This is a genomic window from Lysinibacillus sp. FSL K6-1151 (genome assembly GCF_038630755.1).
Classification (GTDB): Bacteria; Bacillota; Bacilli; order Bacillales_A; family Planococcaceae; genus Lysinibacillus; species Lysinibacillus fusiformis_D.
On record NZ_CP152040.1, the window covers coordinates 2,908,779 to 2,935,431 of the forward strand.

At 35.8% G+C, this 26,653-nt stretch carries 19 protein-coding genes, 2 pseudogenes and 1 riboswitch; of the genes and pseudogenes, 2 read left to right on the forward strand and 19 right to left on the reverse strand.

The genetic code is table 11. The annotated features are described in order from the left end of the window. Positions 1–221: 221 nt before the first annotated feature. From MHI04_RS14010 to MHI04_RS14025, 4 genes and pseudogenes are all read right to left on the reverse strand, one after another. Positions 222–875, reverse strand: a pseudogene (locus MHI04_RS14010) (ribonucleoside-diphosphate reductase); the annotation flags it as partial. Positions 876–1,103: 228 nt separating this feature from the next. After that, a complete protein-coding gene (locus MHI04_RS14015) occupies positions 1,104–1,985 on the reverse strand; it encodes a DUF559 domain-containing protein (RefSeq protein WP_340809211.1) in 882 nt (293 codons plus the stop codon). A 93-nt stretch (positions 1,986–2,078) separates the two neighbouring features. Further along, positions 2,079–2,876 (reverse strand): annotated as a pseudogene (locus MHI04_RS14020) (ribonucleotide reductase N-terminal alpha domain-containing protein); the annotation flags it as partial. A gap of 197 nt (positions 2,877–3,073) precedes the next feature. Beyond that, on the reverse strand, positions 3,074–3,904 hold the full coding sequence (locus MHI04_RS14025) for a biotin/lipoate A/B protein ligase family protein (RefSeq protein WP_036122964.1): 831 nt from the start codon (positions 3,902–3,904) through the stop codon (positions 3,074–3,076). Positions 3,905–4,116: 212 nt separating this feature from the next. Here MHI04_RS14025 and MHI04_RS14030 point away from each other — a divergent pair, with 212 nt between their 5' ends. Next, positions 4,117–4,503 (forward strand): rhodanese-like domain-containing protein, encoded by a 387-nt coding sequence (locus tag MHI04_RS14030; protein WP_036122960.1) that lies wholly within the window; start codon positions 4,117–4,119, stop codon positions 4,501–4,503. A gap of 574 nt (positions 4,504–5,077) precedes the next feature. After that, positions 5,078–5,154: riboswitch (glycine riboswitch) on the forward strand. Between the two features lie 164 nt (positions 5,155–5,318). Further along, positions 5,319–6,656, forward strand: coding sequence for an amino acid permease (locus MHI04_RS14035; RefSeq protein WP_101967014.1), 1,338 nt, complete (start codon positions 5,319–5,321; stop codon positions 6,654–6,656). 33 nt (positions 6,657–6,689) lie between these two features. Here the strand turns inward: MHI04_RS14035 and MHI04_RS14040 are convergent, their stop codons facing one another. From MHI04_RS14040 to MHI04_RS14110, 15 genes are all read right to left on the reverse strand, one after another. Next, positions 6,690–7,655: a glutaminase gene (locus MHI04_RS14040; RefSeq protein WP_058844017.1), complete on the reverse strand. Its 966-nt coding sequence runs from the start codon at positions 7,653–7,655 to the stop codon at positions 6,690–6,692. An 84-nt stretch (positions 7,656–7,739) separates the two neighbouring features. Further along, positions 7,740–9,155, reverse strand: coding sequence for a M20 family metallopeptidase (locus MHI04_RS14045; RefSeq protein WP_089934562.1), 1,416 nt, complete (start codon positions 9,153–9,155; stop codon positions 7,740–7,742). Positions 9,156–9,171: 16 nt separating this feature from the next. After that, the gene (locus MHI04_RS14050; RefSeq protein ID WP_249646103.1) at positions 9,172–10,392 is read right to left on the reverse strand and encodes an MFS transporter; all 1,221 of its coding nucleotides are present in this window, start codon (positions 10,390–10,392) and stop codon (positions 9,172–9,174) included. A gap of 333 nt (positions 10,393–10,725) precedes the next feature. Beyond that, positions 10,726–12,027 carry a hypothetical protein gene (locus MHI04_RS14055; protein WP_340809212.1) on the reverse strand — a complete coding sequence of 434 codons (1,302 nt, stop codon included), beginning with the start codon at positions 12,025–12,027 and terminating at the stop codon, positions 10,726–10,728. Positions 12,028–12,189: 162 nt separating this feature from the next. Beyond that, a complete protein-coding gene (locus tag MHI04_RS14060) occupies positions 12,190–15,057 on the reverse strand; it encodes a hypothetical protein (protein ID WP_342534950.1) in 2,868 nt (955 codons plus the stop codon). 180 nt (positions 15,058–15,237) lie between these two features. Continuing rightward, positions 15,238–18,297: a hypothetical protein gene (locus tag MHI04_RS14065; protein ID WP_342534951.1), complete on the reverse strand. Its 3,060-nt coding sequence runs from the start codon at positions 18,295–18,297 to the stop codon at positions 15,238–15,240. 216 nt (positions 18,298–18,513) lie between these two features. Continuing rightward, complete coding sequence (locus MHI04_RS14070; RefSeq protein ID WP_342534952.1) at positions 18,514–20,868, reverse strand: ATP-binding protein; 2,355 nt, start codon at positions 20,866–20,868, stop codon at positions 18,514–18,516. After that, complete coding sequence (comX, locus tag MHI04_RS14075) at positions 20,841–20,999, reverse strand: competence pheromone ComX (RefSeq protein ID WP_036125665.1); 159 nt, start codon at positions 20,997–20,999, stop codon at positions 20,841–20,843. The genes MHI04_RS14070 and comX overlap by 28 nt, the downstream gene beginning before the upstream one ends. 278 nt (positions 21,000–21,277) lie before the next feature. Then, positions 21,278–21,670: an SMI1/KNR4 family protein gene (locus MHI04_RS14080; RefSeq protein WP_058844010.1), complete on the reverse strand. Its 393-nt coding sequence runs from the start codon at positions 21,668–21,670 to the stop codon at positions 21,278–21,280. A 35-nt stretch (positions 21,671–21,705) separates the two neighbouring features. Continuing rightward, on the reverse strand, positions 21,706–22,647 hold the full coding sequence (locus tag MHI04_RS14085) for an ADP-ribosylglycohydrolase family protein (protein ID WP_342534953.1): 942 nt from the start codon (positions 22,645–22,647) through the stop codon (positions 21,706–21,708). Positions 22,648–22,879: 232 nt separating this feature from the next. Beyond that, the gene (locus MHI04_RS14090; RefSeq protein ID WP_340811522.1) at positions 22,880–23,404 is read right to left on the reverse strand and encodes a hypothetical protein; all 525 of its coding nucleotides are present in this window, start codon (positions 23,402–23,404) and stop codon (positions 22,880–22,882) included. A 279-nt stretch (positions 23,405–23,683) separates the two neighbouring features. Further along, positions 23,684–23,842 (reverse strand): hypothetical protein, encoded by a 159-nt coding sequence (locus tag MHI04_RS14095; protein ID WP_340811523.1) that lies wholly within the window; start codon positions 23,840–23,842, stop codon positions 23,684–23,686. A gap of 27 nt (positions 23,843–23,869) precedes the next feature. Then, positions 23,870–24,226 (reverse strand): DUF1963 domain-containing protein, encoded by a 357-nt coding sequence (locus tag MHI04_RS14100; protein ID WP_340811525.1) that lies wholly within the window; start codon positions 24,224–24,226, stop codon positions 23,870–23,872. Positions 24,227–24,769: 543 nt separating this feature from the next. After that, positions 24,770–25,111 (reverse strand): hypothetical protein, encoded by a 342-nt coding sequence (locus tag MHI04_RS14105; RefSeq protein ID WP_340811527.1) that lies wholly within the window; start codon positions 25,109–25,111, stop codon positions 24,770–24,772. A 372-nt stretch (positions 25,112–25,483) separates the two neighbouring features. Beyond that, positions 25,484–26,188 (reverse strand): endonuclease V, encoded by a 705-nt coding sequence (locus MHI04_RS14110; RefSeq protein WP_340812706.1) that lies wholly within the window; start codon positions 26,186–26,188, stop codon positions 25,484–25,486. Positions 26,189–26,653 lie beyond the last annotated feature (465 nt).

Here is a 26,653-nt window from a genome sequence, read left to right on the forward strand (position 1 = left end):
CATAACCTCTATTCATTTCTATCACAGCCTTTCTTACATTAGGCAATTTTGAATTTTTATGAATGTGTAATGTTGCGGTCTCGTGCCCGGGTTATAGTCTACTAAGTAGGATCACCGGGTATGCGTTGCCCCTGACTAAAGCTTTACCATTAGCCTTCGGTTCGGATTAGCATCTCAGCCTTCCCGCTTTATCCCGCAATTTTTAACGTGAGGCGAAGTCCACCACACGGATTTGTCGCTACAACACTTTGACCATATGCCTTTGCATTTGTCATATCATTCGCGTTGTCGATGAAGAAAATACCTGGCTCTGCTGAGTATGTTGCACATACGTTTATTAAATTCCATAATTCTTTTGCTTTCATTGTACGGTATGTGCGGACTTTATAGCCCATTTTTTCCCATTCGCGAACATCGCCCACTTCATGCCATTTCGTATTGTACACGTTCATTTCTTCTTTTGTATATTCTTCCACAGCTGGGAAACGAAGCTCAAAGTCAGCGTCCTTTTCTACTGCTTCCATAAATTCCTTCGTTAATGTCACGGAAATGTTGGCACCTGTTAAAAACTCTGGGTTATGAACTGTGTATGTGCCACCATCACGTAATTTATTTTCAGCCTCACGAATGATCGCTGTATCGAATCCACCTAAGCCTTCAATGTTTTTGTAGTTCACGATGCCTTGATACATCGCTTCTTCTTGCATAGAAAGTGGCTTGAAGTTTAATTTTTCTTTTGCTAGACGAATGATTGTTTCATCCGTTGTATTTTCGATCAGGTAACGCAGAATACGTGGATTTTGCATTTTAGAAATAATAAATTCCACAATATCTGGATGCCAATCTGCTAGCATAATCATTTGTGCCGATTTCTTACGCGGGCTCGCTACACCCACTCTCTATGTCACCATAGAAGTTGAGACCATATCTTACATCCAATTAGATGCCCTCGCACTTCGGAGTGGCTTCACTCCTACTCTACTCACTTCCGCTAACTTAGCGTGCTTTCGATGGTCGTTGAACCTTCCCCTTTAAAAGGAGCTTGGCTGCTGATTGTCTTTATCCCACTGCTATTTTCAAGCATTCACGTTTACCGTTTCCGATTACGTTGTAGCTAGCAGTGCATTTATAATGCGTTTTTTAACATTTTCAAAATCATTTTTTATCTCATCTTCCCAAAAACGGGGTAAAGTGTATCCATTAGCTGCTGCAATTTGATTTTTTTCGATATCCCTAGCTTTTATTCTCTTTTGTACCTCATAAAAAGAGGAATAAAATTTTGGATTCCCATGCCAAAAATCACCATCACATTCAATTAGAATATTTGTCCCAACTAGTAAGAAATCAAATTGTGCACCTTCAAATATAAAGGAATATTTGTAGGTGATTGATTGTTCAACTAAGAAATTCTCTAAAGCTGTTTCAATACTAGTTTTTCTAAACGTTTCCCTCTCTATTTGCTTTAATGCAGCTTGTCGAATCTTTTCAATGGTTTCTTTACTATAAACCCCTGTCTTACCGCTATTCCATGAAGGCGTTCCATTTATTTTTCTAGTTTCAGCTGTTTTTGAAATGATATTTTTAAAATGAAACTTTTTTTGTTCATTTGGCATGTCATTATGCCACTTACCTGTATTTTGTGATCGAAGTCTACTCGCATACTCTTTACTACAAGTTTTAGTCTGCCGATGTTTTTCATCGAATAGTTTTCCACAAATTACACAAGTTAAAGGCCCACCTTTTCCTCGACAGCTTCTACTACAAAATTGATTTGGAATACCTCGCCTCAGTTTAACCTTTTTATTACATAAAATATATTGGCAGATCACCATTTCTATTGGATAAAAATAAGATATTAAATAATTATCTAATGTTAAGTTATGCTCATTTTTCAAATGAGACGTAAACCATCCTTGTTTATTATGATTTATTGTAAAGCCACATATTAAACAAGTTTGTGGTTGTATCGCATCATAAACATCCATATTTCCCACCTCGATTAAAGTGACAATATTTCCGTTAAAGAGTTCCCAGCAATTCACGAGGTTTGTTTACGCAGAAGCACCTAGATTATGCTTACCTCTGCGGCTACCACCTTGTTCGACAAGATGAGTCAGCTTCGCAATATCATCTAACCATGAGACAGAACCAGATGATTTACCATTTACACCACGTGCTAACGTGTTGCGTGGACGTAATGTTGAACCATTTGTTCCTACACCACCACCACGACTCATAATTTCCATTACTTGCTTACGGTGATCACTGATGCCTTCACGTGAATCTGCGACAAACGGCATTACGTAACAGTTAAAGAAGGTTACATCTGTTTCAGATCCAGCTCCATAAATGACACGTCCTGCTGGAATAAATTTCAATGAAACTAATTGCTTATAAAACTTCTCAAACCACTCTTGGCGTTTCTCTGGAGTTTTTTCAACAGCGGCAAGGCCTGTTGCATTTCGTTTTGCGATTTGTTCATAAAAAATTTCAAGAGGCTTTTCTAGCACGTCAATTGAACGCGTAATTACACCCGTTTCTTGCTCTTGCGGATCGTCTAATGCACTGCGGTAATCTTCCTCAATCAGAATATCTGCTGTTTTTGTAGACATGTCCAGCTTTTGAATTGTCCCTAAACCACGTGCAGGGAATTTTGGATCAGCTTTTACTGTTAAAACAACAAAGTCACCGGCTTTCAGTGTTTTCTTTTCTGTGTCTTTAAACGAGTAGCGATCGATCATAACAAGTCTAGATACGCCTTTATGCGTAATATGCATATCAGGCGTTACTGGGTGTACTTGTGGGAATTGTTCGATATCTTTGTTTAACTGTTCAAATTGATTGTTTACTTCGGGTTGATGATTTGTGATTACCATCGTTTTGCCTCCCTTGTTATCTTCATTACAAAATAAATACACAATATCATGTGCCGTTAAACACTACATATTGTGTACATGTCTTTAAAAAGATACTATATATAGTTTTTTAATTCAACTCTTGCTTTTTTAAATAGAATCCGAACTACTTGTTATTACTAGGGTCGAACGTTAAAAAATTTTTTTCATACCATTTTTTACTTTTTAAAGTTCCATTCATCATTTGCATATTTTTTTTCTTCTAATGCACGAACATATTCTAACTGCTCCTCAGAAAGTGTAAATGGTTTTAATTCAATTTGCAACGATTTTGCAAACCCATCACGAAAAGCTGTTACACATTGTTCAACTGTTACTGGTTCTTTAACAAGACTGTTGATGGCAACCGCCTTTTCCGGTAACTTTCTGCGCATACGATTCTTCGCTTCTTCGCTTGAGAAATTAAATACGGATAATAGTTTCTCCTGGTCTAAATCTAATAAAATGGCGCCGTGCTGTAAAATAACACCCTTTTGACGTGTTTGGGCACTTCCCGCTATTTTTTTTCCTTCAACGACCAGCTCATACCAACTTGGCGCATCAAAGCAAACAGCACTTTTCGGACTCTTGAGGTCAGCTCTTTTCTCCTCTGTATCAGGTACACTAAAATAAGCATCCATCCCAAGATTATGGAAACCTTGCAAGATTCCCTCACTTAATACACGGTATGCCTCTGTCACAGACTCTGGCATATCCGGATAGCTTTCCGTAACGATGACACTATATGTGAGTTCATGCTCATGCAAGACAGCTCGTCCACCCGTTGGACGACGCACAAAGCCTAAGCCTTGCTCACGTACAGCATCTAAATTAATATCTCTTTTAGCCTGTTGAAAATAACCAATCGATAGTGTCGCAGGCTCCCACTCGTAAAAACGAATCACTGGTGGAATTAACCCCTCACTATGCCAGTCAAGTAATGCTTCATCTAGTGCCATATTAAAAGAAGGACTACATTTCCCTGAATTTAGAAAATACCAAGTTGTCATATGTTCATCTCCTACAAATATAAAATGATCCCTCAGGCCCCACCTGTGGTTCAAACCTCTCAAAAATTAGCTACAGTGTAAGTTGCTAACGATGTACTTTCGTAATGATATAGCCGAATTCGCCACAACCTAGTTAATTTTATCAAACTCATTGGACTATCGCTAGCGCATCTTTTATAATAATAGAGAAGATAGAAAGGGGTAAGAAAATCTTGGACATACTTATCACAATCGGTGTCGTTTTAGTAGTCATAATTGCATATATCGGTATTAATGCACTACGACTCAAAAAAGCCGTAACCAACTTAACACAAGAGCAATTCATAGAAGGCTATCGTAAAGCCCAGCTAATCGATGTACGTGAACAAAAAGAATTTGATGCTGGTCATATTCTTGGTGCACGAAATGTTCCTTCCACAACACTACGTCAACGTTATAAAGAAATCCGCCCAGATTTACCAGTATATCTATACTGTCAAAATACAGGCCGTAGCTCACGTGCTGCACTATTTCTTAAAAAACGTGGGTACAACCAAATTTACCAACTTCAAGGTGGATTCAAAACTTGGACAGGTAAAATAAAAGCAAAAAAATATTAATGTCTACATGACAAAAGCCGTCTCAAAGAACTATGAGACGGCTTCTTTTTTAAAAAATTCAGAGTTTCTACTATATTATATCTATTGCAAATGATTAAGTACTAGCTTTTTGTTCACCAAGTCTCTAATCATGCATTGGACAGAAAAAAAGGATAGCGATGAGAGACAAAATATATAGCTCATTCTTACTAACAATTCCTGACTGTAAATGATCCGTTCTTTGAGCGAATTAATGTCACTTAGGAATCGGTCCCCCCATAGCCCCCCTTCTACACGTTAGGAGTGAGCTCCCTACAAAATCAACCACGCCAACACTATCTTTATGCAAATCTTCCACGACACTGATTCATTTTCACCTCATTTTAAATGGCATCCCATCAAATATTTTGTATGTTCAAAAATACTATTTTTCGTTAGAGATTTAGCATATTGCGTCCTATTCTGCTATTTTTCTGAAAATAGTCAGAATTTATTATTGAATAATGGGACGAGCACTGATAGGATGTATAATATCTTACAATAATAATTGATTATGAAGTTAATAAGCTATGAATGCTATGGATTAAACTATAGCAGGAGCAGTTCTGGAGAGAGCGCCATGTGCGTCGCCGAAGGGTTCACTATCTCAGGCAAAAGGACAGAGGAATAATATCAGCTTTTATTAGCGATGTCACACGAATAGTACATCTATTTCGTGTAACATTCGTGACTAAATGGTATTTGTTATTCTGACGTTTTTCCGAGACTAGTGTCACAACTAGTCTCTTTTTGTTTTTCCAGTCATAGTTTTTTATGTATCTTTGAGGGGGATTAACGTGGAACAGCAACAATTAAAACGAGATTTAAAAAATCGCCATGTGCAGCTTATTGCCATTGGTGGAACAATTGGGACGGGTTTATTTTTAGGCTCTGGCAAAGCCATTGCCCTTGCAGGCCCTTCTATCATCCTTGCCTACTTAATTGTCGGTACCGCCTTATTTTTTGTGATGCGTGCATTAGGTGAGCTGCTATTATCCAATGCAGGCTATACATCATTTACGGATTTTGCATCCGAATACATAGGTCCTTGGGCAGGTTATGTAACAGGTTGGACATATTGGTTCTGTTGGATTATGACAGCTATGGCGGACATTATCGCGGTGGGGGTTTATACACAATATTGGTTTGATATCCCCCAATGGATGCCAGCCATTGGTTGCTTAATCTTGTTATTACTACTCAATTTATTAACCGTTAAACTTTTTGGTGAATTGGAATTTTGGTTTGCCATCATTAAAGTGATTACGATTGTGGTTCTTATCATCATCGGACTGATTATGATTGTAACAGGCTTTCAAACTAGCTCAGGAACGGTAGCAGTGGAAAATCTTTGGGCACACGGTGGTCTATTTCCAAATGGAATGTACGGCTTTTTAATGGCTTTCCAAATGGTTGTGTTTGCTTTTGTTGGCGTGGAATTAGTGGGGGTTTCAGCAGCTGAGACAGCAGATCCTCAAAAAAATATTCCCTCTGCCATTAATAAAATTCCATTTCGTATTTTACTCTTTTATGTAGGTGCATTGTTTGTGATTTTATGCATCAATCCATGGTATGAAATGTCTGCCTCAAGCAGTCCTTTTGTACAAGTATTTACACTGGCTGGTATTCCGATTGCTGCGGGTATTATAAACTTTGTTGTACTCACTTCAGCCGCTTCAGCAGGTAACAGTGGTTTATTTTCAACAAGTCGGATGCTCTTTAATCTTGGAAAAAATAAACAAGCATCACCTACATTTGCCAAGCTCAACAAAAACAGCGTGCCAAGTAATGCACTCGTTATTTCTGCTATTGTTGTATCAGTAGGTGCATTGCTAAGTAAGCTGATGCCAGAAAATGCCTTTAGTATTGTGACGACGATTAGTGCGATTTGTTTTATTTGGGTGTGGAGCATTATCGTTATTTCTCACATTATTTATCAACGAAAAAACCGTGCCTTACATGAAGCATCGAAATTTAAAGCACCACTGACACCTTTTATCAACTATGTAATTCTAGCATTCTTTGCCTTTCTCTTACTTATAATGTTTATTTCTGAGGCTACACGTACAGCTCTACTATTAACACCAATTTGGTTTATCGCCTTATTCATTCTTTATAATATGAAAAAAAGATGACCTCAGCCTAAGTGCTGAAGTCATCTTCACGCATTAAAAAATAGTCATATCCCATTCTGTCGCTAAATGCTTTAGTAACTGCACACCAGCCACACTGTTTCCTATTGGATCGATTGCTGGACCATAAATACCGATACCACAGCCAGTAGGAAATGGGGAATTCAAGCCTGCATGACCTGGAACAGCTGTAAGAATCGCACCGGAAACACCACTTTTAGCAGGCAGGCCAATAAAGGCTGCAAACTTCCCTGAAGCATTGTACATACCGCATGTCACCATCAAGGCCTTCGCTAATTTCGCCACTTGTTTAGGAAATAGCTGTTTCTTTAACAATGGGTGATAGCCATCATTGGCAATAACTAAACCAATCATAGCTAAATCCGATACATTGACTTCAATTGCACATTGCTTCAAATAAACCTCAAGTGCCGCCTCTACTGGACAATCTAGGAAGCCTGAATCCATTAAATAGTAGGCCAATGCTCGATTACGATTGGCGGTTTGCCATTCTGATTGAAATACCTCTTCATTAATACTTAATTGCTTGCCAATGATTTGTTCTAAAAATTGTAGAATTTTTATGACCTTCTCTTGCGGTGAATGACCAGCCAGCATCGAGGACACCGTAATGGCCCCAGCGTTTATCATTGGATTAAACGGTTTCCCTGGTTGATGGCTTTCTAAGCGAATAATAGAGTTGAACGTATCCCCTGTTGGTTCCACATCTACTCTTTCTAGTACATAAGGTAAACCTCGATCCATACAGGCTAATATAAATGTGATCACTTTAGAAACACTTTGAAGTGTAAATAGTTCTGTAGTATCTCCTGCTTTGATTTCGCTGCCATTTGAACCGATTATCGCAATCGCTAATTGGTTCGGATCTTTTTTGGCTAAAGCAGGGATATAGCTAGCACATTGACCTTCTTTGGCGGCAGTGCGAAACTGAGATACCCATTGCGTCATAAGGTGATCCTGCTGATGTGGTTGTATTGACATATTTGTGTTCTCCTTTCAAAAATGAGGCAAAAACAGAGCCTTCATAGTTCTCCTATGAAGACTCCATCCAATGTCGCTAGCCTTTTATAGCTTAGGAGGCTGTGTTCCCTCTGGAATTAATGATACATATGTTTCTCCATCAAGACGTTCCTGCCATTCCTTTTTCGCTTCCTCGATATAGGCTGGATTATTAAGCACCGCAATAGCCGTACAAGCCATGATTTTAGCCGCCTGTAGCATCCCTTTATGCGCGATTGGCATAACTCCTTGAGAAACAACCTGCCATGTATGTAGTGGTGTTCCTAATGCCATACATACCGTTGTACATTGTACAGTTGGTACATTCCAACTGACATCTCCTACATCTGTTGAGCCACCCATAATAAATTCGGGTAGCATGCCTGGAACGTGATCAGCAATCACTTTTCCCTGTAATTGCTTGACATCTTCTTTACGCAAGCCTATTAATGAGGCGGCTTGTACTTCAGGAGTAAACGTATTGAAAATAGCCTGCGCATACTGCTCATCCTCTATTGTATAGTGTGGCATGCCAATTTCAAGTATTTGTTGATACATCACATCATAAAGCGTTTTATTAGTAATCAGATTTGAAGCAGCACCTTCAAAATCAACTTCCACTGATGTGCCTGTCATCAGTGTGGCACCCTTAGCAATATTTTCAACGCGCTGATAAATTTCCTGCACTTGCTGCTTTTTAGGTGCTCTAATCAGGTACGTTACCTCTGCATATGGTTGGACTACATTCGGTGAAGTTCCACCTGAATTCGTAATAGCATAATGGACACGAGCTTCTGGAATGATATGCTCTCGTAAATAATTTACCCCAACATTCATAAGCTCAACAGCATCTAAAGCGCTTCTTCCAAGGTGCGGTGCGGCTGCGGCATGTGCACTTTTGCCTGTAAACTTAAAAGTTGCGGCATAGTTTGCTAGAGAGCTACAAGTCATAACCGTTGAAAATGTACCTGGATGCCAAGAGATTGCAATATCCACATCGTCAAAAAGACCAGCTTTCGCCATATAAGCTTTACCAGATCCATTTTCCTCTGCAGGACAGCCATAAAAACGGATTGTTGCTGATTGATGATTTTGCTCTAAGTAATCCTTCACTGCAACAGCAGCTGCAAATGCACCTGTTCCTAATAAATTATGACCACAGCCATGTCCGCTTCCACCATTCTCAAGAGGTTCATGTTGTGTCGCCCCACCTTTTTGACTCAAACCGGGAAGTGCATCATATTCACCTAAAAAGGCAATGACAGGCTTTCCACAACCAAAAGTTCCAACAAGCGCCGTTTCAAGTCCAGCAACGCCAACCTCTGTTTGAAAGCCCTCTTTCTCTAACGCCTCTTTCATATATTGCATGGATTTTTTCTCTTGAAAATGAAGCTCAGGCACAGCCCAAATAGCATCACTTAATGCTACACTTGCCTCTTGTTTTGCTTCAATTAACGCAGAAATTTTTTCATGAAAACTCATTTTTATCCCTCCAATTTTATGCTTTCAACAATATTCCTTTTTGGTCATTTAGGGTGACAAGCGACACAATACAGATAAGCGCAAAGCCAATTAACATCCAAAAGGCTGCATCAAAGGAGCCATTAAAGGCATCGACCATAAATCCAATCGCCATTGGCGTGACAAAGCCCGCTAATTGCCCCCCTGTATTCGCAATCCCCATTGCAGATCCTGTAATAGAAGAGGGTAATTTCTTCAGTACAATAACAGGTAGTAATGTAATGACAAACGCAATAAAGATAGAAACAACTGTTTGATAACCAATAAATAACGTCACTGTTTTTGCAGTAAACATTAAATACAATAAAAGACCAATAACTGCACAGGAGATGGAGCCTAACACTTTCTCCATTCCTTTTGGTAGCTTATCAATGATATATCCACTACCATACACACCAATAATCGTTGTAATGGCAGGAATTGTTTGTGCCCAGCCAATGGACATTAGATCCAATCCGCGATTTTTTTGCAGATAAGTCGGGATCCAGGAAACCAAGCCCCAGTTCACGGCATAAATACAGAAATAAGCAATAATTAAATTCCACATCAACGGTGTTTTCAATAGTTCTTTAAAGTTCACTTTGTGTGCAGGATTTTCTGTACTAGCATCTTCTGCTTCGTTTTGTGGAAGTTTAATATATTTCCAATATAAAAAGGCAATAATAGCGCCAATAGCTCCAATAATGATAAACATCATGCGCCAGCCAATCGTCCCTAATAAATAAGCTGCTAGCAGCGGCACAATGAGTGAAACAATGCCACCAGAAGTAAGCATGATGGACATCGCTCTGCCTCTTTCCTCTTTTGGGAAGATTGTGGCAATAATTTTAGAGCTTGCTGGCTGAAATCCACCCTCGCCAATCCCAAATAAAAATCGAATCACAATCATCGCTGTTAATGACCAAGCAATCGCTGTTAGACCCGTAAAAATAGACCACATAATAACAGCCATCAATAAAATTCTTTTAGCGCCAAATTTATCTGCCAGCCAGCCACCTGGTATTTGCATAATGGCATAGCCTAAAAAGAAAGCGCTTAAAATGATACCCGTAGAAGATGCATCCAGTTGCAAATCACCCGTAATCGATACAACTGCATAGTTCATAATGTAGCGATCTAAATTACCTAAAGACCAACCTAAAAATAATAGTGCAAGGATGACATTTCTAGATTTTTTCGTTACTTCATTTGCTGTCATTCATATCCCTCCCATTGATCAGAAACATTTTCTTGATTGCAATGTTTGCTTCATTGCTCTTATTGTTCTTGATGATCTTTGCCCCCTTGCCATAACTAGTAAAATCAACACCCCTTTTATATACCGACATTTTCGTTATATATTCGTATAATAATCAAAGTTCTATGAAATGACAATATTTTTTTGAAAATTTCTAATAGATAATCGTCTTTGATTTACTAAAAAGGTGTACAATTCGTTGATGTAGCTGGGTTGCTCAAAAAATGCCTAATTCTAAAAATAGCAAAAAAATGCCCCAAACCATTTAATGGTTTGGGACATTTTTGCAAGATTCTAAACAAGCTGATACATTTTTATTGGTCTACCACGTGTATGCTGTAACTCTTCTCCACAGATTCTCGCTAAATCTACATTACATAAATCAGCTACGATCCGTTGGGCATTTCTTTCGCTCATTTGAAGCTGTGTCGCTAAATCCTTTGTTGTGAAATGCTTCCAGTGCATTTTCTGCACGAGTGCATTTATTTTCATATACGTTTTAATACTAATATTACCCTTTTTTAGTTTTTCTAAAATATAAGGATCTTCTGCTCGATAGGAATAAGCAAGCTCTTCTACATTCCCAACCGATTCAATAATCGTGCCATCATCCTGAATCATGACAATATCAATGGCTTCATTTTCCTTTGTCTGTCTGAGTCCTCGATGTGCATGTAACTCGGCATTAAATACCGTTTGAGCAAAGCCAATGCCTGCTGTCACCTTTGCTTCCATTTCGATCGACAGCTGGTACATTTTTTCTTGTAAAAATGTTATTTGTCCTTCGATGGCTCCCCTTGTACTAAAAATAGTATACTTTCCATTTCCCTCTTCAATAAGAGAGCCATCTATCTGTTCACAAAGCTGGAGCAAATATTCCTTCGTACGCAATTCTAAATATTGAATGCGATAACCTCGCTTCATGCGCTCTTTCAATGAATCGAAGTCCTTTATTTCAAGCATAACTGCACCAATTTGTGTTTCTTTATAGTAGGATGTTTTGATTTTTTCAGTAAAAAGCTGAACGGTATGGTAAATTTCTGTTTTCGTCGGTGAAACCCAATAAGATGGAACACCCTGTTTCCTCAGCTCTTCATCAACAGAAGGATAGCAAGTAATGGCAAAATCAATCTTTCCTTCCTGCCAGAGACTATAGTGGAAATCAAATAACTCCTGCGGATCAATGGCCACATCGAATTCCTTTAAATACATGTGATTTACATTGTGCTGAATCTCCGCGAGACTCTCTGACGCCATTTGAGAAGGGGATGGGATGATATCGATACTAACATTTTCAATAAACTTTTTTTGTTGATAGGACTGCTCTAAAAATCCACGATAAATGGCAGCCTCTGAAAAAATAATATGGGCCAATTTCTCCTGAGAAACATTCGTTTGACGAGCAAGCTTATAAGGGATATAGCCAGAAAATAGCCAGAAATCCACGTCCTGATTATGTTTCTCTACTAGATGCTTTGTTTCAGTTGCTACTTCATAAACATACGGAATAAATTCCATATCCTGTTCAATTTCCCGTGCTAATGCAATAATTCTTTCAACGGATTTAACGGGACCAACAACACCTATTTTATACATCTTTCGTTCCTACCTTCTTTGTGCAACTGCAATCGTTATGTAAAAATTTTCTTTCTCTGTTGTACATAGTATAGCGGACAATTAAATGACAAGACAAATAAAAATGGCTTCCTGTATAAAGAAAAGCCCCGAAAATAGTTCGGGGCCATCCTTGAATAAAAATTATTTTTCAGTTGGATACATTTTTGTATAAAGTAATTCTAATTTTTTGGAAAGCTTACCATAGGCAGTTTGCCATGCCTTCCGAGCCGCATCATCGCCATCTGCTTTGTATAAAGCATGGACTTCTGCTACCTTTTTCAAATCATTTTCAGCCTGAGTTAGCTTCGAATAATTTTTAACAATTTTCTTATCAGTAGCACTTAATTCATCATACTTGGCACGAATTTCTTTCACTTTGTCCTCTAAACCATCCACATACTCGCCTTTTACAAGTAGAGAATTTATGGATTCAATTAACATTAAAGCATTTTCATTCGTTTGTTGCTGACCTTGTTGCTTCTCCATAATTAATTGTCTAGTCGCCGCATCAATAAGACTCACTTGTTTAGACGTTAGCTTTTCAAATGCCTTAATGACTGTGCTCGGATTACTACTAAACGATTTTTCATAGGTCTTCATAAAGGATTCTACTTTTTTCACATCAGCTATTGCAGCTTTTAAAATATCATAATTCGTAATCAGCTTTTTATCACTTGAGCTAAGGCTACTATATTGTGTAGAAAGATTTTGAATTTTTTCCATTGAAACGGTATAGAGATCATTTGAAACGATTGTTGCAATTTCATTATTTAGCTGTGTGATATTCGGTGCATTTTCATCGATAATTTGATTATTTAATAAAGCTTCATACTGTTCTTTTGCTAAATGCTGCTGATTTGCAGGTAATTTTGCATAAGCCTTTTGCACCGTTTCAATTTTTTTAGCTTGTTTCGCAGCATCTGTTTCTTCTCTAGCTGTCTGTACTTTTTTATGGAATGATTTTACACCTGAAATATCCTTCTTCGCCGCTGTTAATAAGTAATAATTCGTCACGTATTTTCTTCCACCAGAAGATAGTGCTTTATAGGATTCTGATGCTGTATCAACAGCAGATTCTAATTGTTTAAATGTAAATGTAGTAACATTTGCCAATTTCGCGATATTCGCCTTTAAAGCCTCAGCTGCTGCCTTATCAGCAGGCACTTTACCATTGTCATCAATCGAAACTTTTGGCGTATTCAGTAAAAAATCATCTGCATTATATACAAGAGACTGTTGTAATGTCGTCAGCTTATTATAAGCTTTTAACGCACTGGAATAACTTGAAGTCAATTTACTTTCCTTAACACCTGTTATGCCCATCAACTTCTGATAAGCGTCCATATCTTTTATTACTTTTTCAGCCGTTTTCAAATCCTTTTGTAGCGTGACAAGATCATCATATCCAATAATTTGTGCTGCTGACGCTTTTGTTAAGCTCTTATATTCTTTAATCATTCGATTAACATTATTGACATGACTTTGCCATGAACTAGCCGATGGATTGATTGGATAGATATCATCGCCAATATAGCTGTCTATATCATGATTTAGTGCAGCAATTTGACTTTCTTCAGCACTTTCTGCAACCGTTAAACGCTGCAAATACGTATCTGATACTAATTTTAATTGCTTATATGTTAATTTTTCATAGGCAGAACGAATGGACTTGGCAGCCGTAACTTGCTTATTGGGCGTATTGTTTGGTGATAATTTATCAAATGACTTAATAAATTGCTCAACCTTTTTAATATCCGCTTTAGCTTCCGTTAAAATAGTCTGATTTTGAATAGCGCCTCGGTAATTTTGGGATAGCTTTGCGATATCCGCTTCAATGCTAGTAACTAGCGTTTGTAGGGCATCCTTATCTGAAGGTACATATTGCGCGAGAGAATTCTCATAGGATAGTAAATGAACAATTGCTTGATTTAGTCTTCGTACTTCTGTTATTTCCTCAAGGTCATTTGGCTCATTTAAAAGATCTTTAATGTTCGTATATAGGGTATCATTCACATCTAAGCTACGTTGTAACTGATCGAGCTTATTATATGCCTCTTCAATTTCTTGAATATATTTAGGTCTGTCTTTTTCATTAACGTCCTTTATTTTATCGACTTTTTCTTCTAATTTACTGACTAGTTCCACATCAGCAAGTGCTCTCTTTAGGACTTCATAATTGGACACATTTGCTTTAGCTGGTACTGATAAGGCTTGATATTTACTTTCTAATGCTGTTAGCTGTCCCTTAAATGACTCTAGGCTCGATACATTATATTGATTATCATGCACCAGTAAGGCCTTAATATCATTCATTAACGTATCCGTTGGTTCTTTAGATACAGTAATAGCGGTAGAAAAATCTGACTCCACAAACGCAGTACCTACCTGTGCTTTTACTTTGACAATAATATCTTTGATGCCCTTTTCAATGGCATCCTTTGGTATTGTATATGTGCCACCAGCGGCTCCCTCAATAATGGTAAAGGAACTATCACCAAGTTTATAAAACCATTGATAACTATATGTAATTTGGCCACTCTGTAATTTCGCGCCTGCTTTATCCGTTACAGTAACACCTGCCACTTTAACGGTTTCCCCAGGTGCAACAAAATCAGAAGCGGAATAGCCCTCCAGCGTTGGAGCTGTTATCTCAAGATCTAATTGATTAATCTTACGTGTTTCACTTTGAAACTTTTTACCATCAGTTGTAGTAGCCTCCACGAAAATTGATTTTCCAGCCGCTTCAACCGGTACTTTTAAAGTAGACGATGTAGCACCTGAAATTGGCTTATTCGTCGTATTTTTTGAACCATCTTCACCATCAATTTTCTCTAAATAATACCATTGATAAGCATTAACTACTGTATTTTCTGGCAATTTATCAACTGTTAATGTTTCATTGACAATATTTTGTCCAGTAATGATAACCGTTTCTGCTGCACTTGCTACAGTTGGTACAATAAGTGCTACAGGAATAGCTGCTGCTGTTAAAAATAATTTCTTATTCAAATCGATTAACCTCCTCTATCCATCTAATGAATTATATCGACCATAAAGCCATAATTTCCTTTGTTCTGCAGAAAGAATTCTAAAAAGTGTATTTTCTCCTGAATTAATATTAAGACAATAATAATATTTTGATTAAACAATAAAAAATCTAGCAGAGATTGACTGCTAGATTGCTGTTTATTATGAGTTTATTGATTCATATAGCTGTTCTAATTTCTTAGATAATTTATTATATGCCTTTTGCCATGCTTCCTCATCATCTTTAAGTAATATTACTTCTTTCACTTTTTGTAGATCACTTTCAGCCTGTGTAAGCTTGCTATAATTTTTGACAAGTTTTTGTTGCATAGCTGTTAAGCTATTATAGTTGTCCTTTATAGCGATCAATCGATTTTCTAAGTCGGACACATAATATCCATCTACTTGCAATTCATTGATTGAATCAATGATCTTTAATACGACATCATTGGCTGTTTGCTCACTTGTTTCCATCTTAAGAATCTCTTCCAATAAACTCGTTAACTGTCCATTCATCTCGATCTCATAGCCCTCTAATAAACCAATCTGCAGCGTTGTGAGCTTTCGAAAATCTTTCATAATCGCCGATGGATTTTTTTCTAGATTCGTCTGGAATTTCTTAATGAAGGACTCAACAGCTTTGACGTCACTTATTGCTTGTTTAAGATCCTGAGCATTGGTAATCAGTTTTTTCTCAGCAGAGGAAAGAGCATTGTACTTGTTAATCATATCCTTTACTTCAGTTAGCGAAAAAATATAGCCGTTTGCATCCATAAGTTCTTTATTTAAGTCGTTATAATTCTCTGTATATTCTTCGATTTTATTGCTGATTTTTACATAAAGAGGTTGAGCTAATTCTTGCTGAATGGCATTTAATTTGCTGTATGCTTTTTGAACAGTCTGTAGCTTCGAATATTGTTTAGTGGAATCTGCTACAGATAATGCCTCATTGACCTTCTTATCAAAGGATCTGACCGCTCTCACATTGGCTTCGGCAGCTTTTAAGTCTGCATAATTTATCACATATTTCTTTACGCCTTTAGGCAACTCTTTATATTTATTGACTAATTCGTCCACAGCTCTAGCATAGCTTTCGAAGTCAGATGAATCGTTAAGAGCATTTTTAATGTCATCACTGAATTTCTTACCTACAGTTGCATCGTTACTTGTCTCACCAGGAATCTCATTATTCGTAGGAATTTCATTCAAAAGAGTAGCATTATAAACATACTTTTGCTGAGATATAGTTAATTTATTATACGCTTTTAATGCAGAATGAAAGGCCGACTGTATTTTGTTAAATTTCGTTTCAGGTTTCAATAGCGCCTTATATTTTTCTATTTGGATAATGACTTTTTCAGCTGCCTTTAAATCCTTTTGCATTTGAAGCATTTCGTTTTTTGTCGCCATATCATTATAGGACTTTAAACTTTTTTGCAGTGAGATGATGGTATTGACTTTCGATTTAAGTGTTTCCCATTCATTCGCTAATCCTGCTGCCCCTTTCACCTCGGCTAGCAATTGCTCCAGCTCTTCGATTGTCGTACGTTCTGCGTTTTCAGCTTCCACTAGAAGGGGTAGCTTATATTCTACCAATCCTTGCTGACGTAAGTTCAGCTTCAAATAGGCTGACCGAATGCTTTTAGCTGTTGCTACCTTTTGTTTAGGCGTCTGTCCTTGCAATTTATCAAATAGCTTTTCAAATTTTTGTGCACTTTTTAAATCTGCTTTTGCCATTGTTAAAATGGCTTGATTTTGCACAACCGTTTTATACTCCGGTAAAAGGGCATTAATTTTAGCATCTATATCTGCTATTTTTTCCGCTAAGATACTCGTTGTTTCTGAAGCGTATTGTGGGATCGGATCCATACCGTCTCCCAATAACTCTGTAATCAGTCTATTGATTTCACCAAGCTTTGCAAGCTCCTTTTGACTATCTGGATTTTTCAGCAATAAATCTACTATTTGCTGATAAATATTACCAGCATCTAAGCTTCGTTGTAAATAATCCAGTTGATCATATTCAGCCTTTAGTTGTTGAAGCTGTTGGAGGCTACTCTTTCCATCTAATGCTTTTATTTGCGCTGCAAGACGCTCTACTTTGGCAATATCAGCTACAGCACGCTGCAATATCGAGTAGTTTGTCACCTGTGCCTTTGCTGCTGGTGTTAATTTTTGATATTGATTGTCTATCTGAGATAGAACTGACTTTATATCTTCTCTATAGATAACACGTTTTTGGGTATCCATTGTGAGCAACGTGGCAATTTGTTTTTCAATAGCTTTTATGTGATTGTCTGAAATACGGATTGGCGTTACGGCAATACCAGAAATCACTTGATCTCCCACTTTTGCAGTAACCTTCACCACAATATCCTTCATTGCTGAATCCTGTGTATCTTTAGGAATCATATAGGAAGGAGTGGAGGCATTGGGGATGATAGAATAACTACTTCCTACCTTATATAGCCATTGATAGGTAAACGAAATTTGTTTCGACTCTAACGTGATTTTTTGTGAAGTATCCGTTTCTGTTGTAACAACAGGGATTTTCACTTTAAGCGTATCTCCAGGCACGACAAAATCTCCACCTGTGAAGCCTTCAAATTCAATTGCTTCTATACTTAAATTCAGCTTCTGAATCTTTTTATTCGGACTTACATATACCAATCCATCTTCTGTTTTGGCCTCCACAAAGATCAGTTTATCAGCAGCTAAAGGTGGTATAACGAGCTCTAATTTCGTTTCATTTGCAATGGGTTTCGCCTTATTATCTTCTAGGACATACCATTGAAAATTTGTAAATACAGTCGGTTTATTTGTGTTACTTGATAAACCTTCAATTTTAGCGACTAACTTACCATTCACATAATCATTGCCTTCAGTGGAAAGAGTTCCTTTAACAACGATTTTTTTACTTTCATACATTTTCCCACGGTCATCTGTAACCTTAACAATAATGGATTTTCCTAATGCATCTGAAGGTATTAAATAGACGTTGCTAGTTTGTGAAGAAAGCAGCTCCTCTACGCCCGCTTTCACAAAATACCATTCGTACTGATAATTAGCATCTTTTGGTAAGGAGGTGATATCAGCCTTTAATTCTGTCCCTACCATACCACTTCCTTCAATAGTTACCTGCTCTGAAGCAGCATGTGCATCGATAGGCATAATAATAGCTGCTGGGGCTACTGCCATTAATAAGAATTTTGCCTTAGTCATTCAAAATCCGCTCCTTACATTATGTATATATCACATATTATAGCAATACTTTCCACCTACTAGCAATGACACTTCAAATAATGGGATCTCTAATGAGAGCGTTTCACTAGTATAAAATGTTATGAAAAAACAAAAGCCTTCTAATCCACATTCGTAGCATCGACGAAGAGATTAAAAGGTGAAAAAAGTATGCCTATGTGCTTCTGCTTCATTTGCTTATCCACGAATCATATAAGTTGGACGGTTCAGGGTACTATACGTATAAGAGTGTGTATGATTCGTTTCACTTACGATAATTCGAATGGTCATCCCTTCTCCTACTTTGCTGTCTAAGGTGAATTTCCCATTAAAAGCCTGAACTCGCTCTTGCATACCTTGAATGCCCATAGAATCGGCAAGTAAAATATCATCTATATGACAACCCACCCCGTCATCGGTATACAATATTTCAAAGCCCTCTTCGGTACCCAATAAATAAATTTCTACTGTATGGGCATACGAATGCTTTAAAGCATTGTTTAATAATTCTTGGAACAGTCGATAAATCATTAAATTCAAACGCTCATCCTCTAAATAAAGACGGTCAATGGTATAGATCAAGACAAAATCAGCGCGTTTATGGATTTTTTGTATAAGCTTCTCAAGGGCTGCATTTAAACCCAATGTATCTAAGAGTGGAGGCTTTAAATTTTCACAATAGCCCCTTAAATCATTCAATGAGGTAAGCATATGTTCATGAAGCTTCACAAGTTTTGTGGGGATCTCCTCTTTTTCCTTTGTATGCATGAGAACACCCATTTCTCTCGCAATATGAAGCTGTTCTTGTAAAATCGTATCATGAAGTTCCTGAGCAAGCTGATATTTTTCTTCCTCGAAGCGTAGCCAAAGTAATTTGTTGAGCCATGGCAGCTGTCGATTATCAGCCTCTTTCATATGCTTTAACTGATTTAGTAGCTCCTCGACCATTTTTGTATTTTCGATAAAATTATTTAAATAGAGCAGCAGCAATTCGAGCCATAACAATTCCTCATCCTTCAGATAAATCGATTTATTATGATCCACAACAAGAATGCGTTTATAATTTGCATCTTGATGAATAAAGGCGATATAGAAATGATCGGTTTTTTTAATATCCCCTAAACCTAATCGTTCGACTAGAACCTCATCAATCTGATGCTGCGTGTATTCCTTGGATTTGTTCGTCAATGTCACTTGATGTGTTTGAAAATCATAGGTTAAAACATATACCCTTTCCATTTCAAGCTGGAGCACAACCTCCTGTACAAATTTCTCCAATAAATCCTCAATCTTTACAACTCTCCCAATACTATCGACGGTTGTATACAAGCGGTGGATGTAATCCCCTTTTGTAGAAAATAAAATTTTCCGCTTACGATAATCAATCCGCTCTTTTATATAAAACAAAGCCATTAACGATAGAAAGGCAAAAAAGAAAATCTCCGTCATGCGCGTAATGGATAGATCGGTCAATAAATATAAACCGGCTAATAACCAAATTGTAAAGCCAAAGGAAAAATTAAAATAATAACGTAATCGAGAAATAAAATACTCCATATCGAAAATACGTTCAGTTAGCTGTGTGAATATGAAGCTAAATGGAATAAGCATTAAAAATAATGAACATACATCGGCGGATAATAGTTGTTTATGAAATAGGATTTCAGGTAGTGCGTAAAGAAATAAAAAAGGCAAAAATGGGATGATGATACTACTTAATAGTATTTTTAATTGTGGAGTTCTATATTTGAAATATCCTTCTATTATAATTCCAAGAATTAATAGTAATAAGAAGAAAAATAACCCCAAAATGATATATGAATTTTGAAAATGAGTTGAAGGATACAGAACACTGAAAATACTAAGTAATACACCAAAAATAGGAATGACATAAACAGTACTAATTCGCTTTATAAACAACCATTTTATCTCTATGAATTCAAAATATATCTTCAAAAAGTGCATTAATATCACTAAACATAGTAACATGCTGCTACGGTTGATTATAATACCTACAATATTTAATCTACTAGAAGCTCCACTACTAACATAAGCCAATGAAACTGTTAAAATAAAAAGAATTAACAAATTAATAAGAATCGTATTTTTTTGTTTATATTTTAAATATAAAGTGATAAGCAAAGTTAGTATAAAATAACAAAAAGGGACTATTAAAACATAATAAAATTGTTGAGGTATATCAGATAACTTTATTTTTAAGTTTATAACAGTCCCATTACTTTTCATTACAGTCAATTCTCTAGCAGATCGAACTACAGGTTCATACGCTAAATCTTGAATATTGTCTATTTTTATACCATTAACTTCTAAAATTATATCCCCTGTAGTAAGTTGCTGTTTTTCAGCCCACTCTTTGTAATATGGCTCCGTTAAAATCCATTGTCCATCCGCTTTTTGTACCTTCAAACTCAAAACAGGCTCACTATATGTAACATTTAGTAAATATAGACCTAATACCAAATAAATACTTATAGTGAGCCAAAACCATTTTTTTTTATTTAAATTTAATACCAAATTGTGCTTTCTAAACATATATCTTCATCAAACGAATCCAAGATTGCCTTTTGTTCAAGTGCTGAAATACCAATAAGAGAAGCTTTTTTTTCTTTTAACAATGTTACCAACGACGGATTTTGCTCTAAATATTGAATAACGTTAATCATTAAAATCTCCTCATTTCATTAGTTTTTTTAAGATTATAGTTACAAGTATTTGCCAATAAGTTCTTTATTAAAGTAATTATTAACCATATATGTAACTATATTTTCATTATACTATCTCCCTCCAATAATTCAACATAATTTTCTAAAAAATACAAAAAATTAATAGGATATGTAATAATTTTGCTATATTTCTCAAATCAAATTCTCCAAAAATAGACATAAAATCAAATAAAAAGCCTATTCCCAATAGTAGGAATAAGCTTCTAATAGTTGCATAGCTATATTGTTTCTAACTGACAGCCATCTTGTAGCCACTTGTTTAAATCGGATGTGATTAACGTAGCATGTTGGGGATTCATATCACCACAATCCACCGCAAAAACGTGACCATCCTCTCCTTGTCTATTCATTAGAAAAACCATTCCACCTCCATCATCACCAATGGCTATATAGCCCTTCGCATATTCTGCTACTTCCCAAGTCTCGTTTCTTTCTAGCAATTCTACTGTACCGTAAATTAACACGCCGTTAGTGAACGATAAACCATTCATCTCTTTTAAGACATATCGATAAACTTGAGGGAGATGGAAAGTCAGGCCCTTCTCCACATGTAGAATTTCGTGCTCTGTAGCAGGTAGATTGGCCGCCGCACTATTATGTAGTGGGTACATTTCGTCACCATCCTTTCGTTTGAAATAGCTTACACCTAAGCTGCACAAAATTCGTAAAATGCCATGATTAAGTGGTCAATCTCTTTTTTCTTAATCATTTTATCCAACCATTCATGTGGAATTTCATCCATATTCTTATACATACCCGCAATAGCGCCCGTAATGGCTGCAACGGTATCTGTATCTTCTCCCAGATTTACAGCCCTTAGAATAGCCTCTTTAAACGTTGTAGAATTACCTACACACCAGATTGCTGCCTCTAGTGAATGGACAATATAGCCGCTTGAGCTAATCTCACGCTCTGGAATCTTTAAAAAGTTTTCTTGGAAAATCCTTGCATATGCATTTAGCTCCGCTCGCAGATCATCCTGTAAATGACTTTGGAGCAATGAATATACCTCCTTTAAGGCTGCTTCTAGCGTATTATTTCGATACAAGCTTAATAGCAATTCAATATAAATGATGGACCCAACGATTGAACGTGGATGGGCATGCGTAATTTCTGTATATTGTTGTACCCATGCTTTTCTTTTATCAAAATCTAACTCATTCATCACCACAAATACGATAGGCGCTATCCTCATAAGGGTGCCATTGCCATTATCAAACTCGCCCGTTTTCCCACAATGCTCAGGTAAAACACCATTTTTATAGTTCGTAACGGCTTCAGCAGTCGTGATGCCTATATCAAACATTTCTCCAAATGGTGTAAGATAGCCCTGCTCCATGTATCGTACAAACTTATTCATTAAGGTTTTCGTATCGCCTTTTTCAATGATATTTTCGACTAAACATAACGTTAAAGAAGTATCATCAGACCAAGTACCTGGTGGCTGATTGTAAGTCCCGTACCCGGTCACATCCTGCACATGGAAAGTCCCTCTTTGCTTAAACTCAACAGGTACTCCCATTAGATCACCGATAATCCCACCATATAATGTTGCAAACACTCGTGCCTTTAAATTTGTATCTACCATCGGATGTCACTTCCCCTTTCTATGTCAAACATAATACAAAAAAGACGATAATTGAAGATGTGAATCTTCCCCCATCGTCTGTCCTATAAAGTGGACTCTATTGATATTTTTTCATAAATATTTATGTTTATACTAATACCTCAATTGACTTTAGCAAAAACATATCTATTATTTTCATGTGGACATAAACAAAAGAGCATTTAACTGTTTCCAACAAACTACTTGTAATAAATTATAAAATTTTCGATAGTTTACTACCGACAAACGCATTCCCCCAACCATTATTCTCACCTATTGAGAATAGCTTAAAAGGATTTACATCGGGTAATGGTATATGATTTTCAATCAAATAATTAATTAATATCTCTAACTCATCCAAACTATCTTGCCCATAGTCAACTATTTTGGTATATGCATGACTAGTACCAATATAATAAATTGATGTCATCACAAATTCTATTTTCTTATCAAGATTTTGATATAATTTAGAAAGAAATTCAAAGTTTTCTTCATCTAAATATTCAAAGTCATGTTCTTCATACAATTTAAACTCCAGTAAATTTTCTGGAATTATTTCAGATATAACACCACTCCAATCATCAATATACTTTATACTTGTGAAATCCCACAAATATTCTAATATTATTCTCCATTCATTCACATCATAATCTAAATATTGTAAGGTATTTTCTAAACAGCTAATGCTAAATGAAACCCTACCATTCAACGAAATTTTTCTAAAAATTTGTATATTCACAATAAAACTCCCTCATATATAAATTTGTACAAAATGGGGATTGATAAAAAGAAAAACATATGTAAAAAAGAAACTTATGGCGTCTTCTTTACATATGTTTTTGTATCTTAATTAAGAATATTGCCAATAACTTTTTATGGGATTCTCAATTAATTGAACCTTCTAAAATATATGCATCTAAATAGACCCGAACGCAAAAAGATAACTTTAAGATCTACCTTCTTGTACTTTAATGGCCATTAAGTTCATTGAGTAAAAAAAAGACCTGCGTCATTCTCACTACAGTTTCTCTTTATAAATAAATATCCAATTGAGACAAAAATGATAATCATTTAAACCTAAGCTTTCTAGTTGTAACAGAGATGGCTTACCCCCAATTAACGATCCACAGTAAAACTCTATGTCATCAAAATCTTCATCTTCTTCATCTAAATCCAAATTCAATTCATCTCCTAAAATGGACTCTTAAGCCGGAATTAGGAAATTTGATTCATTTCGAAGATCACTTGCTTCGTGTAATAAAACTCTTGTAAATCCTTGTTTAATATTTTCAAATTCTTCTTTATCTCCATGAAAAGTGATTAAATCTAAAAAGTAATCATCCCTTTTATATGTTGTGAAAACAGATAGGATGTGTTCTTTTGGTAAGTTTAAATTTAGAACTTTGTTAAGAAAATTTGTTGGTAAACATAATATAAGAGCTAATTTATCTCCATTTGGATTTAATGGCCAATCAATATTTTTAGGCAAGAAGCTATATCCGCCTAGTCGTGGTACAAGGGATTCATTTTCAACATCTTTAAAAATAATTTCAACTGACATCTGTTCAACTCCTACATTTTTTGTACAAGTTTTTTTATATGTAAGGTATATCTAATACCTATTTTTTAGGAAAAGTCGCTTTATCTTTATAATAGAGAGGTGGTCAATCCCAATCGAAGAGTCATGCTTTTCATAATTAGAAAAGCTTTTATAAAGAAATGTTCATAATTTAAAAGAAACCGTAGTTAATAATAGGTTATATGTTTTCTACCCTTTTTTCACTTTTTTCAAGAATATACATAGGAATTATTACATTTCCGAGTGCGCCTGACCATATACATAGAAGCCATGTAAGTAATTCGTCACTAGGAATAACAAATAAATCCTTTAGTCCATTTTAATTTTGTTGGTTCCAGTAACTATGTATTCATCGTTTGAATATAAAATTATTATTCTCTTTAATATCAGGAGAGTTTTGAAATCAGAATATAAACAGTGACTGTTTCAATTTTTTGTTCATAATCGGTTAAAAGTTGAGAGATTCATTACAGATATACCATTTATGATTAAAATTCCATCAAACAAATAATAAAATTATTATTCCTATTCATACCACTCATCACCTGAATATTTTTCCATTAAGTCCATAGTTTTAGGTTCATTTTCAATACAAAAATTTAGTATTTCACCAATCAGTAAATGTATCTCCTCTTGTTTAACCTCAAAACCTCTATGTTCTTTCCAATCACAATTAATTATCACATTCAAACAATTATAATCCTCCATATTATATAAAAAATCCCTTATAATCATTGAAAATGCAACATTATAACCTTTATAATTAACCCAAACTACAGCATTTCCATTATCCAACATATTTACTTTAAATGCATAATCCTCATAACTAAACCATACAGTATTACTACGTCTTTTTTCCTCTTTCATAAATTAATTTCCTCCTTAGATGTCATAGAAACCTGTAAGAACATCTAACGTAGATTACTTTTTGTACTAGTATGACTTCACCGTACTTCTCATAAAATTGATTAGTGTTGTTGTATTAGGATTTCCATATTGCTATCTAGTTTTGACCACCTTCACTTATACACTTCGCTATAAAAATACGAAAAGCACTTGTTACCATTTATAACAAAAGTGGCTTGTAAGATAGACCTTTTTAAAGTGACTCCTTCTACCATTTTCGCTTATCGATTCATATGTAAAGGTCCTCCTATACGTTCCTCCTGGATATAGATGTTCTAAGAACATTGCATAACTTTCGAAATTATATATTATACCTTCTTTAATTTTACTTCTTTATTGAGTATATTTTCTTCTACTCTCATGAGTAGCTAAATCTGCATAACGTGTCGTTATTGGTAATCGGCTATTTTTTTCTACAAAATGTAGCGTTATTTTGATGGAAGTCTCCAAATCGATCCAGTTACCGCATGAAATAAAAATGGGCTTTACATCCTTTCTCGTTCTCATCACTGCCCCATATACTTCTCCATCAATCTCAATATAAGTAACATCTCCTATTTCATTTTTTGGCATTTGAAAATCGGTATCTTTTATCTTCAAATAACTTTTTGCAACACCTATTGTGGGTTTCTTCAAATAAAAAGAAGCATGTGTTGCAATGCCCATATGCCTATAATGAAGATAACCATTTCCATCAAACATATAAAGATCTGGTTCACATTGCAGCTTTTTCACTGCTTCCATTACCAAAGGTAGTTCCCTAAATGCTAGATATCCTGAAATATACGGCACATCTATTTGACTCGAATATTCTACTTCTTCTATAATTTGTTTTGTAATATAATCTATTACGACAATACAGCAAACGCCATAATCGATCTTTCCCTCTGTCCAATAGGCAATATCAATTCCCGCTACCAAATGGATATCTGCCAATAGAAAATTATTTTTTAATGAAATCTTAGAAATCCATTTTTCTTGTTCACTTTTAAAGAATTCTTCATCTATTTTTTCAACATACGTTGGATATAGTTCCATTAATCCGTTCTTTTCTTCTAATATATTGCCTTGTACATCATATTTTTTAAAACTCACTAAGCTACCTAATGCTCTATTTTCAATTAATTTTAAAACACCATTTTCATAAAAATCTTTTTGTATACCATCTAAAATATTTTTGTTGAGATGTTTAATTTGTTTGACTTGTCCATTCGGATAAAAATGAACCATCTCCCCGTTCTTCATCCCCTTCTTAACCATATAGTAGTTGGCTAAATGACCATTTTCATAACAGTCATAGATTATACCTGTAAAAAGATGTTCGTTATTATTTTGATCATATTCCACTATAAAAGAATCATACTCATCTCCTCCATACCCAAAGTTCCTCCCAAATTTCTTTCCATTTTTCATAACGTATTCTGTGTTTAATATTTCTTCTTTCAACTTTAGATACCTCCGATCTAACTTCACATCCATCTAATAAATACAAATAGTATGGAT

Excerpts from the sequence above, each read along its gene's own strand:
- MHI04_RS14045 (WP_089934562.1), bottom strand. The coding sequence starts at position 9,155 with ATGAGTTTTCATGAAAAAATTTCTGCGTTAATTGAAGCAAAACAAGAG.
- MHI04_RS14065 (WP_342534951.1), bottom strand. The coding sequence starts at position 18,297 with ATGACTAAGGCAAAATTCTTATTAATGGCAGTAGCCCCAGCAGCTATT.
- MHI04_RS14055 (WP_340809212.1), bottom strand. The coding sequence starts at position 12,027 with ATGTATAAAATAGGTGTTGTTGGTCCCGTTAAATCCGTTGAAAGAATT.
- MHI04_RS14040 (WP_058844017.1), bottom strand. The coding sequence starts at position 7,655 with ATGTCAATACAACCACATCAGCAGGATCACCTTATGACGCAATGGGTA.
- MHI04_RS14015 (WP_340809211.1), bottom strand. The coding sequence starts at position 1,985 with ATGGATGTTTATGATGCGATACAACCACAAACTTGTTTAATATGTGGC.
- MHI04_RS14100 (WP_340811525.1), bottom strand. The coding sequence starts at position 24,226 with ATGTCAGTTGAAATTATTTTTAAAGATGTTGAAAATGAATCCCTTGTA.
- comX (WP_036125665.1), bottom strand. The coding sequence starts at position 20,999 with ATGATTAACGTTATTCAATATTTAGAGCAAAATCCGTCGTTGGTAACA.
- MHI04_RS14050 (WP_249646103.1), bottom strand. The coding sequence starts at position 10,392 with ATGACAGCAAATGAAGTAACGAAAAAATCTAGAAATGTCATCCTTGCA.
- MHI04_RS14105 (WP_340811527.1), bottom strand. The coding sequence starts at position 25,111 with ATGAAAGAGGAAAAAAGACGTAGTAATACTGTATGGTTTAGTTATGAG.
- MHI04_RS14080 (WP_058844010.1), bottom strand. The coding sequence starts at position 21,670 with ATGTACCCACTACATAATAGTGCGGCGGCCAATCTACCTGCTACAGAG.
- MHI04_RS14025 (WP_036122964.1), bottom strand. The coding sequence starts at position 3,904 with ATGACAACTTGGTATTTTCTAAATTCAGGGAAATGTAGTCCTTCTTTT.
- MHI04_RS14070 (WP_342534952.1), bottom strand. The coding sequence starts at position 20,868 with ATGTTTAGAAAGCACAATTTGGTATTAAATTTAAATAAAAAAAAATGG.
- MHI04_RS14085 (WP_342534953.1), bottom strand. The coding sequence starts at position 22,647 with ATGGTAGATACAAATTTAAAGGCACGAGTGTTTGCAACATTATATGGT.
- MHI04_RS14110 (WP_340812706.1), bottom strand. The coding sequence starts at position 26,188 with ATGGAACTATATCCAACGTATGTTGAAAAAATAGATGAAGAATTCTTT.